The 12,264-nt window shown below is 37.4% G+C and carries 14 protein-coding genes; 3 read left to right on the top strand and 11 right to left on the bottom strand.

Translation table 11 applies throughout. The features are described from left to right. Nucleotides 1-194: 194 nt before the first annotated feature. Nucleotides 195-2,477, top strand: coding sequence for a UvrD-helicase domain-containing protein (locus tag AC625_RS05965; protein WP_049680450.1), 2,283 nt, complete (start codon nt 195-197; stop codon nt 2,475-2,477). Nucleotides 2,478-2,572: 95 nt separating this feature from the next. Here the strand turns inward: AC625_RS05965 and spoVIF are convergent, their stop codons facing one another. The 10 genes from spoVIF to fabI all read right to left on the bottom strand — a co-directional run bounded on the left by spoVIF (nt 2,573) and on the right by fabI (nt 8,430). Continuing rightward, nucleotides 2,573-2,830 (bottom strand): sporulation-specific transcription regulator SpoVIF, encoded by a 258-nt coding sequence (spoVIF, locus tag AC625_RS05960; protein WP_049680449.1) that lies wholly within the window; start codon nt 2,828-2,830, stop codon nt 2,573-2,575. A 291-nt stretch (nt 2,831-3,121) separates the two neighbouring features. Continuing rightward, nucleotides 3,122-3,259, bottom strand: coding sequence for a YjcZ family sporulation protein (locus tag AC625_RS25485; protein WP_082190956.1), 138 nt, complete (start codon nt 3,257-3,259; stop codon nt 3,122-3,124). A 114-nt stretch (nt 3,260-3,373) separates the two neighbouring features. Next, on the bottom strand, nt 3,374-3,730 hold the full coding sequence (gene spoVAE, locus AC625_RS05955; RefSeq protein WP_049680448.1) for a stage V sporulation protein AE: 357 nt from the start codon (nt 3,728-3,730) through the stop codon (nt 3,374-3,376). Between the two features lie 37 nt (nt 3,731-3,767). Continuing rightward, a complete protein-coding gene (spoVAD, locus tag AC625_RS05950; RefSeq protein WP_049680447.1) occupies nt 3,768-4,796 on the bottom strand; it encodes a stage V sporulation protein AD in 1,029 nt (342 codons plus the stop codon). A 2-nt stretch (nt 4,797-4,798) separates the two neighbouring features. After that, a complete protein-coding gene (gene spoVAC / locus AC625_RS05945; protein WP_049680446.1) occupies nt 4,799-5,266 on the bottom strand; it encodes a stage V sporulation protein AC in 468 nt (155 codons plus the stop codon). Between the two features lie 16 nt (nt 5,267-5,282). Continuing rightward, nucleotides 5,283-5,759, bottom strand: coding sequence for a sporulation protein (locus tag AC625_RS05940; RefSeq protein ID WP_245644939.1), 477 nt, complete (start codon nt 5,757-5,759; stop codon nt 5,283-5,285). 345 nt (nt 5,760-6,104) lie between these two features. Next, the gene (locus tag AC625_RS05935; RefSeq protein ID WP_049680445.1) at nt 6,105-6,470 is read right to left on the bottom strand and encodes a DUF1360 domain-containing protein; all 366 of its coding nucleotides are present in this window, start codon (nt 6,468-6,470) and stop codon (nt 6,105-6,107) included. A 16-nt stretch (nt 6,471-6,486) separates the two neighbouring features. Beyond that, complete coding sequence (locus AC625_RS05930; RefSeq protein ID WP_049680444.1) at nt 6,487-7,065, bottom strand: hypothetical protein; 579 nt, start codon at nt 7,063-7,065, stop codon at nt 6,487-6,489. Between the two features lie 14 nt (nt 7,066-7,079). Further along, on the bottom strand, nt 7,080-7,367 hold the full coding sequence (locus AC625_RS05925) for a hypothetical protein (RefSeq protein WP_049680443.1): 288 nt from the start codon (nt 7,365-7,367) through the stop codon (nt 7,080-7,082). 289 nt (nt 7,368-7,656) lie between these two features. Further along, nucleotides 7,657-8,430 carry an enoyl-ACP reductase FabI gene (fabI, locus tag AC625_RS05920; RefSeq protein WP_049680442.1) on the bottom strand — a complete coding sequence of 258 codons (774 nt, stop codon included), beginning with the start codon at nt 8,428-8,430 and terminating at the stop codon, nt 7,657-7,659. Between the two features lie 313 nt (nt 8,431-8,743). Here fabI and AC625_RS05915 point away from each other — a divergent pair, with 313 nt between their 5' ends. Beyond that, nucleotides 8,744-9,637, top strand: coding sequence for a cation diffusion facilitator family transporter (locus AC625_RS05915; protein ID WP_049680441.1), 894 nt, complete (start codon nt 8,744-8,746; stop codon nt 9,635-9,637). 253 nt (nt 9,638-9,890) lie between these two features. On the opposite strand, the gene mgtE is transcribed toward AC625_RS05915, so the two are convergent. Then, the gene (gene mgtE / locus AC625_RS05910; protein WP_049680440.1) at nt 9,891-11,270 is read right to left on the bottom strand and encodes a magnesium transporter; all 1,380 of its coding nucleotides are present in this window, start codon (nt 11,268-11,270) and stop codon (nt 9,891-9,893) included. A 182-nt stretch (nt 11,271-11,452) separates the two neighbouring features. Between mgtE and prpE the strand changes: the two genes are divergently transcribed. Then, nucleotides 11,453-12,202, top strand: coding sequence for a bis(5'-nucleosyl)-tetraphosphatase PrpE (gene prpE / locus AC625_RS05905; protein ID WP_049680439.1), 750 nt, complete (start codon nt 11,453-11,455; stop codon nt 12,200-12,202). Nucleotides 12,203-12,264 lie beyond the last annotated feature (62 nt).

Here is a 12,264-nt window from a genome sequence, read left to right as displayed (position 1 = left end):
TAATACGTGAGAACCGGACTTGCAAAGGATGTGCTGTCCTCTGTGTTGCGCGCAGGACACAATTCGCAAGCTTTTTTTTACCGGACCTTTTGAACATCCTCTATTAAAGACTGTATTATGTTAGTTTCACTTTAACCTATGTTCTGGTATCATGAATGATACAAAGAATTGAATGAGATTTGAGGTCTTTTAGTATGCAAGCAGCAAAAGTAAAAAATGAAATAATCAATTTAGTCACTACCTCTGCCGAACAGCTTCAGGAATTATATGATAAAGGCAAGCGTGGGGAACTGACTTGTCCATCATGTGGTCTTCCTGTGAAGTTATTCTTAGGCATTAGTAATCCACCTCATTTTAGTCATAATTCACCTGGAATTACGGATTGCTCGTTCCCTTTGCTTGATGTTTCAGTTAAACAAAATAATCCTATTACAATCGACTATAAAGAAGATAACGGATTTAAGATTCCTAAAGGTCGAACTATTACAAAAGATCAACCTGAATGTGTACCGGCTAAAAACAGTGCATATATCACAGGGAATCCCGAATTCATACATGAAAAGCAAAGTCGGCTTCTTATTGAAGATCCATACTTTGGCAAACTTTACAATCATGGAGTTAGTTTGGACAAGGAACAAGCAGCTGCAATAACTACAATTGATGGTCCCCTCCTTGTTCTTTCAGGTGCAGGTAGCGGGAAAACTAGAGTATTAACTGTCCGAACAGCTTATATGCTTTCGGCAAAAATTATCGATCCTAAGTCCATGATGCTTGTTACTTTTACAGCCAAGGCTGCGAAAGAAATGAAGGAACGACTACTCTCCTATCCCGAAATGAATCCCATGCTTGTCAATCAATTAGTAACGGGCACTTTTCATAGTATTTTTTATAAAATCCTCCTCTTCCATGAACCAGATAATTGGCGACGTGATTTACTAATGAAATGGGAATGGGAACGTACAAGAATTCTTAAACTAGCTGGCAAAGAAATGGGGCTGGATGATAAGGAATTTGCATATGATCAAGCACTTCAACAAATTGGCCTATGGAAAAACTCTTTATTATTCCCAAATGAAATTAAAGCTAAAGACGAATGGGAAACATCTTGTTTGTCTCTTTATAAAAGCTATGAAGATTATAAATCACAGACAGGTAGCTATGATTTTGATGATATGTTGATTGGCTGTTATTCATTTTTTAAAAGTAATCCAGATGTCCTAGCAAAATATCAGAAGCGTTTTGACTATTTTCTTATTGATGAGTTTCAGGATATTAATAAAGTTCAATACGAATTGATCCAACTCCTGTCTGCTCGAACAAAAAATGTTTGTTTGGTCGGTGATGACGATCAGGCAATCTACGCATTTCGTGGTAGTGATCCATCATTTATCTTGCATTTTGAACGAGATTTCCCAGGAGCTAAAGTCGTAAAACTGACAGAAAATTATCGATCATCACATGAAATTGTTGCCACCGCCAACCGGATGATAAAAAAAAATCAGAACAGGCATCCGAAAACGATGAAAGCTCAGCATAATAATGGCAAACCCGCTCTGCTCTTTTATCCTTATGACGAGGAAACAGAAGCAACGATGATTGTTCATGATATCCAGGAAAAAATTACAAATGGTGCGAATCCAAGTGACTTTGCGATTCTTTATCGGACTCATGCGATGTCACGGGCGATTTTCGAGAGACTAGCCACATCCAATCTTCCTTTTGTTATTGAAAAAGATGCGGATAGTTTTTATGAAAGACGAATCGTTAAGAGTATGCTTGCTTATTTACGATTAAGCTATCAACCTGAGGATGCCAATCCAGTTGGGGACGTTTTATCATCCTTATTTTTAAAGCAAAGTGTGCTGCAGGATATGAAGGCGCAAACGATTCTACAGGATTGTGACTTTATTGATGCCCTAGCTTTCGTCAAAACAGCTCATCCTTTTCAAGAACGCAAACTTAAATCGTTACCTAAAATAATCCGCAGTTTAAAGGGGATGACCCCTTCTGTTGCTCTTTTAGTCATTGAAAAGGAAATAGGGTTTGCAGATTTTGTGAAGAAACGCGGCAATGAAGGCAATATAGAGAAAGGCTCTGATGATATTCGTGATTTGAAGGTAGCAGCTAAACGGTTTCATTCGGTAGCTGAATTCCTTGAACATGTGGGACATATGTCTGCTATGGTACATGAAGTGAAGCAGCTATCGAAGCATTTCCATGATGCAATCCAGTTAACAACCATACATCGTTCAAAAGGCCTCGAGTATAAATATGTGTATGTACTTGGAGCTATTGATGGTAGCCTCCCTCATGACTTCGCACTTGAATCGTTTCGTAAGGGTGACAATGAATCACTAGAAGAGGAGCGCAGACTGCTATATGTTGCGATGACGAGAGCAAAGGATGGTCTATTCCTATCCATACCACAAACACGAAGAGGTAAAACAGCTCACCCTTCAAGATTCTTGAGGTTTTGAACCCGCTAATTAGGGGAATTCTTAATTTTCATATGATGTTAGTATAAATAAAGACAGCGGTCATTAATTACACCGCTGTCCTTTTCATTTACATATTATTTTTTACCATTTAACATATTCGCTAATGTACTAAAATCAAGATTTTTACCATCTTTAACAATTGATTCGACAATTTTATTTTCCGTTTCAAGATTTACTGGCTTATTAGCAATTTGGGAAACACGTTTAATCACATTACGCACTGTTGCTTCATCCTTAAAATTGGCACCTTGCAGGGAGTTTGCTAATTCAAATACATCTTTCATACTTACACCCGTTTTGCTTTCAATGTTTTTAAAAAATTGGTTTTCCATTAAAAAGCCCTCCTTCTCTGCAACTATTCTATGCAGACTCAAGAGTTTTGTGCCTAAAAGGATTGAATACAAAGAACAAGTAACAAATCTGGAGCATTGAATAAGCTTAGAATATACTATGTAAAAGTTTTCAAAGGGTTGTGATATGTGGTTTATTCTCTAATCGAAAAAAACTCTATGATAAAATCAGTCATAACAAATTAAGATGGTATTTGCTACTTGACAAAAAATCTGTTTATACGTTAAAAACGGAACGGGCCTGTACTGCCCATTCCATCTTTAGTAAATTCATTAGCAGAAAGAAGCTCCGACAATAATTAACAAAATGAATAAAACGACGATTAATACAAACCCAGAACCGCCAGTATTGCCGCCGTAGCCGTAGCCGCCACAACCACCGCAGCCACCGCCATAACCCCAACCGAACATATAGCTTCACCTCACTTTTCGAATAGCTCACTTCTAACATATGTAGAAGATGACAAGATTGTATAGGTCTTCTCCTAATTCTTTGCTATCTAATTCGAAAAGAAGGAATTATGTTCACCCCTTTGGTTTGAAAACAAGAGCTCCGATAAATCCAAAGATAATTGCAGCTGATATACCTGAGCTGGTAATTTCAAACATCCCTGTTAATACACCAATAACTCCGTGTTGTTCGGCCTCTTGCATGGCTCCGTGGACGAGAGAATTCCCAAAAGAAGTTATTGGTATACTTGCTCCTGCGCCCGCAAAATCAATTAAGTAATCATAAAGACCAAAACCGCTTAATATTGCACCTGTTACAACGAGTACGCTCAAAGTATGGCCAGGCGTTAACTTTGCAACATCGAATAATAGTTGCCCGATTACACAAATCAGTCCACCTATGACGAATGCCCAAAAAAACATTGGCAACATGAACCTTCCCTTCCTTTCATTAAAGTTTCTAAAAAAATTAAAGTGTACCTGCTCCATACTCAATTGCCACTGCATGTGCTATACATGGAATACTTTCATTTTGTTGTACAGAAAGCGGCGATAGTAAGGCTCCCGTTGCGACAAACAATATCCGTTTCAATTTCCCTACCTTCATTTGATTTAATATGTGGCCATAAAGAACGGTTGCCGAGCAACCAGCTCCACTACCTCCTGATAGAACTGGTTGATTACTTTTGTATATCATCAAACCGCAATCCTTAAACTTGTCTTTAGCCATATCAAACCCTTTTTGACTTAATAAATCATAAGCTGCTTCCCGGCCGACATATCCAAGATCACCAGTTATGATTGCATCATAATAATCGCTTGTAAGCTTAAAATCGCGGAAATGAGCCAATATTGTATCCACTGCAGCAGGGGCCATTGCACCGCCCATATTGAATGGATCATTTATCCCCATATCGATCACCTTGCCAATTGTAGCAGATAGAATATGCGGGGCAGGGCTATCCCCACTTTTAGCCTGTGATACAAGCGCAATTCCTGCTCCTGTAATGGTCCACTGTGCGGTTGGTGGTTTCTGCCCTCCATATTCAGTCGGATATCGAAATTGCTTTTCAATAGCTGCATTATGGCTAGAAGCTCCTGTCAGCACATGGTATGCTCCTGAATAATTCACAATATATGCAGCAAGAGCCAGCCCCTCCATCGATGTCGAACATGCTCCAAACAACCCAAAATAAGGAATCTCATTCGTTCTCGCCGCGAAACTCGTCGGTGTAATTTGGTTAACTAGGTCACCAGCCAGAAAAAATTGCACATCTTCTTTTTTTACCATTCCTTTTTCAAGTGCAATTTGCACAGCTTGTTCAATCAAAAGCCGGTGTGCCTTTTCATAGGAATCTTGTCCCATCCATAAATCTTCATGAAGAAGATCAAAATCTGTAGCCAAATGACCGTTTGCTTCAAAAGGACCGCCTGTTACACCTGTGGATGTTATGACAGGTTGGTTGGCAAATGTCCATGATTGCTTTCCTATTAGCATCTTTACCCTCCTAGCATGCCAAAGAGTGTTTTTATAAGTGCGACAACGAAAGCGGAAAAAACACCGAATACAATGACAGATCCTGCAAGCTTGAACATATTGCTTCCTACTCCAAGTACAAAGCCTTCTGTTCTGTGTTCGATCGCAGCTGAAATAATTGCATTTCCAAATCCAGTAACCGGAACAGCACTACCGGCACCTGCAAATTGCCCGATTCGATCATAAATACCAAAACCAGTTAGGAGTAAAGCGATAAAGACCATCGTTGCACTTGTAGGATTCCCAACCGTTTGTTCAGTAAAATTAAAAAAATAAATATAGAAGTACGAAATCGCCTGTCCTACTGTACAAAAGAGGCCGCCAACTAAAAATGCTTTTAAACAATTTTTTGCAATTGGTCGCTTTAACTCATGTTTTCCTTGTAGTTTTTCGTAATTCTTTTGTTCAATCGTTTTCTGTTGTTTCTGCATCCATGACCCCTCTTTCCTATGTTTTTTCTTCCTTCAATTCGACAATTTGTTTAAATTCTTTTTTGGCTTCTTCCCTAGGAATTTCATTCTCACGTAGAAGTTTATTTAATCTGACCGCCTCAAGAAAAATTTTATAATCACTTGAAACGATGAAATGTATTCCTTCAAATTTTTTATTAAGGTCTTTTGTTAGTTTTTTCTCGACCTGCTTCATTTGAAATCTGTGCATATGTTTTATTTTATAAGCAACTAGCATCTCTTTCCCATTCTTTACAATGACAACATCATAAATATGGTCATTCTTTATAACTTCCTTTTTCACAGCTTCTTCGTCACCAATCTTACTATCTGTTGCATCAATTATATCCATTGGCTTTGGATTCGTTTCCTTTAACAGAGCAAACCTCTCTGTTTTACCATCACCATTTGATGCACAGCCACTTAGAAAAAGAGTAAAAGTAAAAAGGAGCTGTAAGCATAAACGTCTCATCATAATTTCACTTCCTACAGTTAGGTTGTATCTATTATTGTCTTTAATCATCAATCATATTATGAATGGTAGGATAAGGAAAACAGGTAAACAGCAAGACACCAAAGCTCATTGAAATAGCATATACTACAAAAAATAACCCGATCCCTAAAACTCGGATCAGGCATTATGCAGACTCCATTCAATTTTTCTTTTGATTACAGCCACAACCTTTTTTCAGCTTATTTTGCGAACTTTTTTTAATTGGCTGTGCATATGGTACATTAATTATCTTTTTATTCATAATACACCTTCTTCCTGTAAAAGGAATATAAGACAGTATATGATTAGGTTTGTCAGTTGTATATATTAGTTGCCTATCCATTTGCTAATTATTACCTCAATAATGGAACCAATTGCAGCTACAGCTAAAATAAGAATGATAAAGCTCCCTGTTTTAGCGCCTGCAAGAAATAAAATGGTTATTCCAACGCTGACCCAAATCCCAGTACACCAAAAACAGCTTAATAATTCGCCAATCCATTTTTTCAACCCTTTTTCTTTTGGTAAAAGATAAATGTCTTTCGTACCATCCTCATTCGTTTCTTCTACCTCATTAAAAAAAGGGCTTCTGAGAAATTCAGTAATTTTGTCGTATACAATCAGCCTCGTCAATCTAAAAGATGCAAGGCCAAGAATAAGAATGGTTACAAATGATATCTCCTGTAATATCATTTTATGCCTCCAGAAATTAGAGAATTGTTAAATCAGAAAGATCGTGAAGAGGGATGCTTTGGATATGACTGCCTACTTTAATTTTAATGATGTCATTTCTTTTACTTATCACTTGAAAACGAACAGTTTGACCGCCAATTGAGGCTTCACAAAATGGTTTAGGGTCCTTTTTAATTAAGTCTGTGAGAACACTTCTCATTTTTTTTACTTCTGGTGAATCTTTTTGCTGTTCTTGAACTTGATTCTCCTGATTTGCCCCGGAAATTACTCGAACATTTCCTTCTGGTTCATGAAGATTATTTTTAATTTTTTGAATAGAGTCAAGTTCTGTTTTGATTTCACCTAGGGCATCATACACACCAAATTCTCGTTTAATTTGATCTAATTTAGCTTCTTTAGCTTCTTCAGCTTCTTTTTTTGTATGTTCTTCTTCATTTTCTGCGGTAAGGACTTCTTCTGATCCTTTATTATGATCATTTCCCTTCTTTTTTTTCGTTTTCGTTCGGTATACTTCTTGCATTTCAGGTCTTTCGGGTTCTGTGATTTTCGGTTGCACAATATAAAAAAGTGGTTTGGAATCTTTTTCATCCGACATGTAAAACGCCTCCTTTAAATTGAGATAACTGACAATGTCTCAAGCTCCGCAATAGAATATTTAACCACCTTCTTGCCGTATCCATGCCTCATATAAACAAAATCCTTTGTCTTGCTCTCAAACCTGCCAATGTAGGTCGACCCATTATGTGAAAAACGACAAAGTGGTCTCGGACCAAAACTAGGAAGTCTAGCTAACATTTCAAGCTGAACCATTGCTTCTCTATATCGGCTAATCGGCGTTTTTATTCGAATCTGTTTCACTGACAAAGTTGCCTCTTTACTCTTTAATTTCTCATTCATAAAGAACCTCCTCGTATACGTGAGAACAGGATATTGGGTCGCAAATTCTTTCCGAGAATAAGCAAGAAATTTTTCCTTCTCTGTATCATATATACGAATTCTTCTATTTATGACATTTGACTTTTCATAATCATGTTTTCGGATAAAATGAAACTTCATCCATACATATTTCATCAGCCGTAATGAAATGTTGTTGGAATAATCACGAACATAAACAAAAATAAAAAACACCCATTTGTGAGTGTTTTTTAACTTGGATTCAGCGCTACCCGTTAATGTGAGATACTATTTATCCCATTATATGATAGCCAGAATCTACATGAATGTTTTCTCCTGTAATTCCTCGAGACATGTCGCTAAATAAGAAAGTCGCTGTGTCGCCAACTTCTTCGGGCGTTGTCGTTCTCTTCAATGGTGCTTCTTCTTCAATTTTTCTCAAAATTGAGTTAAAATCGCTAACCCCTTTTGCAGAAAGCGTACGAATCGGACCTGCTGAAATACTATTTACACGAATTCCATATTTACCAAGATCATAAGCGAGATAGCGGACGTTTGCTTCAAGGGACGCTTTCGCAACACCCATGATGTTATAATTCGGCATGACCCTTTCTCCACCTAGATAAGACATTGTGACAATACTTCCACCTTCAGCCATTAAATCTTTAGCTGCTTTTGCAACTGCTGTTAAGGAAAAGGAACTAATATTATGCGCTAGTAAGAACCCTTCTCGCGTCGTATCCACAAACTCTCCATCCAATTCATCTTTGTTCGCGAACGCAATACAATGGGCAATTCCATGTATGAGACCAACATCTTCTTTAATTTTTGCAAAACATGCTGTTATCTGTTCATCGTTTGTAACGTCACATTGAAGAACGAGTGATGGTTCACCTTCTAATGTACCTGCAAGCTCTCTCACGCTTCTTTCCGTTCGGTCCCGACCATATGTAAAAATCAACTTTGCGCCAGCTCCATGGAGAGATCTAGCCACTCCCCAAGCGATACTTCGCTTATTCGCTACACCCATAATAATAAATGTTTTTCCTTTTAAAGAAAAAGTCATAGTAAAGTCCCCCTGAATTGATACAAGTTATTAGTACCAGATAATAAATTAGTATAGCAAATAATAATCAATAACTCAAATTCCACCCAAGCAACCAATAGATGTTGCATACATAAAACATTACAAATATCGACATATTTTTTAGTATTCCTGCTAATATTTTACGCAATACTATATCAGTGATGTATTTTCCCTAAACCAACATTCTTAGTTAGCTACCATTAACATGAATGAATAAAAGAAGATTGCTATAGACCCACCCGCTTTACGTTTGATACTATTTCAAGAGGATTTTTAGAATTGAGGTGGATGAATATTGGGAAAAAGAGAAGCCATAGCAAAAAAAGTTGCTTGGATAAGTTTATGGAGTAATATTGCTTTAACTTTAGGAAAAATGGTGATTGGATGGAAAGCAAATAGTGATGCTGTATTTGCAGATGGGATTCATTCAGCAGCAGATGTTTTTGCGTCTGTAATCGTACTACTAGTCCTTAAAATTTCTAATAAACCAGCCGATAAAGAACATCCATACGGCCATGGAAAAGCGGAAATTATTGTATCTGGAATCATCGGGATTTTATTAACACTTGTTTCAATTTACATAGTCTTCGAATCGATTAGTGGGTTTTTTCACCCAATTGAAGCTCCCAATATTCTCGCTTTATGGATTGCACTTCTTTCATACGGATTAAAAGAATATTTATATAGGTATTCACTTAGGATTGCAAAACAACAAAAAAGCAAGGCAATCGAAGCAATCGCTTTAGACCACAAAGCAGACATAGTGGCATCAATTGCCGCTGCAGTGGGTGTATTGCTATCTATTATAGGGGATCATCTTCAGATCGTTTATTTAATGTATGGCGATAAGGTAGCAAGTTTGTTCGTAGCTTATTTAATTTTCAAAATAGCCAAGGAAATGCTTACTGAGGCCTTCGATATCCTTCTTGAACGAAGCATAGATACGGAAACCATTAATGCTTATATTTCAATCATTTCAGAATTCCAAGAAGTAAAAAGAATCGATAAAATTCGAGCAAGAGAACTTGGACATTATATAATTGTTGATTTAAGAATTTCAGTTGATCATACAAAAACCATCAAAGAAGGCCATGACCTCTCTAGAGAAATTAAATATGCGTTAATGAAAAAATTTGACAATGTTCAAGAAGTTCTGATTCACCTGAATCCTTATTTTTTCGAATAGTAAAAGGTCTAAACGAAAAGAAATCAAAAAAATGACGGAACATTTCCCGCCATTTTTTTCATACTAAACCTGTATGTCGTTAAAACGCCACCATTGACCATGAAGGTTAAATTATATTGCACGCTACACTCACCTAATCTCGATGGTGGCGGTGCGGAGCCAGATTTTGGGGTACTTTCTATACTACAATTAGTATACCTGCTAAATAGACTTGGCTATATTAATAAAGTTGCGAAGTCCCGTCCCCTTTTCCTTAAATTAAATAGTTCATGAACATAGTAGCCATACCAAAATAAACAAAAATACTAATAATGTCATTGATTGTTGTAATAAATGGCCCTGAAGCTACCGCAGGGTCAATTTTCATTTTATGCATAATGAGTGGGACAAGTGATCCTGCAAGAGTAGCAAAAATTAATGTTGTAAAAATGGAAATTCCAACTAAGCTTCCAAGGATTAGATCATGTTGCCAAATAAAAACAACTATAGTAACAACGACTCCACAAACGAATCCCGTAATAAGCCCTGTCCCTGCTTCTCTCAAAACAAGCTTCCATTTACTCTCATGCTCTAAATCACCTGTTGCAATCCCGCGAACAGCCACGGCAAGTGCTTGGGTACCAGTGTTTCCAGCCATCCCACCAATTAACGGAATAAACACGGCAAGAATTGCCTTTTGACTTAGTGTCTCCTCAAATTGACCGATTAAGCTTGCTGTCATCATCCCAAGAAATAGCAGAATAACAAGCCATGGCAGACGCTTCCTTGCCGCAGATATTGGGCTCTTATCGACAGTATCAAGATCAGATACACCAGCAAGTTTAGAATAATCATCTGATGCCTCTTCATCCATGACATCAATAATATCATCGACTGTAATAATACCTAGTAAATGATTCTGAAAATCAACAACTGGCATGGCTAGAAAATTATAATCACGCATCTGCCGTGCCACTTCCTCCTGATCCTCTGTGACAGAAACAGAAACTACCCGATCATCCAAAATCTCAGAAATCATCGTATCATCATCACTGACAATCAATGTCCGTAACGAAAGAACACCAACTAGTTTTTTATTCACGTCAACAACAAATATATAGTAAATCGTTTCAGCTTTTGGCGCTTCTTTTTTCAATATATACATGGCTGATCGAACAGTTTGGTTGGCTTCAATCGCCACGAATTCAGTCGTCATAATACTACCAGCTGTATATTCTTCATAACTTAACAGCTCTTTAAGCTCACGCGCAGATTCATCATTCATGATGGTTAAATAACTACCTGCTTGTTCTGAATCTATTTCATTTAGAACATCAGCTGCATCATCGGCATACATAAGTGAAAGCATTTCAGCCGCATAAACAGGGGCCATTTCAGCTAAGAGACCTTCGTATTCCGTTTCGTCAATTTCCATGATTTCAAACAATGTAGCCATTTCTTCTGGTGATAAATAATGATAGACCTTCGGGCGTAGTTCTTCGTTTAGACTCGTAAAAAAGTTCGCTTGATCATATGGGTGAGACTCGATGAACTCATTTCTGAATATGTCAATTTGGTCATCAATTAAAGCTTGAATAAGTAATTCTTCATTAATTTGACTATTTTGCTTTTTTTGAGAATCCGCTGTTCCCATTCTACTCCCTCCTTCCATAAATACTTTCTTAATAAAGTGAAACGTCAATCAGTGGTACTTTTACTGCCCGTTAATACGGGATAAAAGTGTCATACATATTCTTTTCATGAATCGTACACCTTAGTGATAACATATAAGTATATATCATTTATTACTATTCCAACAAGTTTGCAGGTGAAACAATGAAAATTGACATTATTGGTGATATTCATGGCTGTTATAAAGAATTTACCCAATTAACCGAAGAATTAGGCTACTCTTGGGGAACAGGGTATCCGGTTCATCCTGACGGCAGAATCATAGGTTTTGTAGGGGACCTTACGGATAGAGGGCCACAATCGTTAAAAGTCATTGAATCCGTATATGAACTAACCATCGTTCATAAATTGGCCTTATATGCTCCAGGCAATCATTGCAATAAGCTGTATCGCTATTTTTCTGGAAACAAAGTACAGATTACCCATGGGCTTGAAACAACAGTAGCTGAATACAAAGAGCTGCCTATGCGCCAGCAAAAAATAATCCGCAAGAAATTCATGGATTTATACGAACAATCTCCACTCTACCAAGTCATTAACAATGAAAAACTTGTAATTGCTCACGCAGGTATTCGGTCCGATTATATTGGAAAAATCAATGATAAAGTGAAGTCATTTGTTCTATATGGAGATGTTTCCGGTGCAAAGCATCCTGATGGCTCCCCTGTCAGACGCGATTGGGCTCAATTCTACCATGGACATGCTACAATCGTTTATGGTCACACCCCTGTATTAGAACCAAGGAAAGTAAACAGCACCTATAATATCGATACAGGGTGTGTATTCGGTGGAAAACTAACCGCACTTCGTTACCCCGAGTTAGAAATGATTTCTGTACCATCTACTCTGCCTTTTTTTGCAGATAAATTCAAGACAAGTTTTGATGAATCATGAAGATTTTTTAAAAGAACCTGTCTAAAAACCAAAGGATCAGACCACACAAACCCTATATACAG

The sequence above is a fragment of the Peribacillus loiseleuriae genome, assembly GCF_001183985.1.
Taxonomy (GTDB): domain Bacteria; phylum Bacillota; class Bacilli; order Bacillales; family DSM-1321; genus Peribacillus; species Peribacillus loiseleuriae.
Note: the sequence above shows the minus strand (reverse complement) of the source record. Positions and strands in the feature narration are given on the sequence as shown.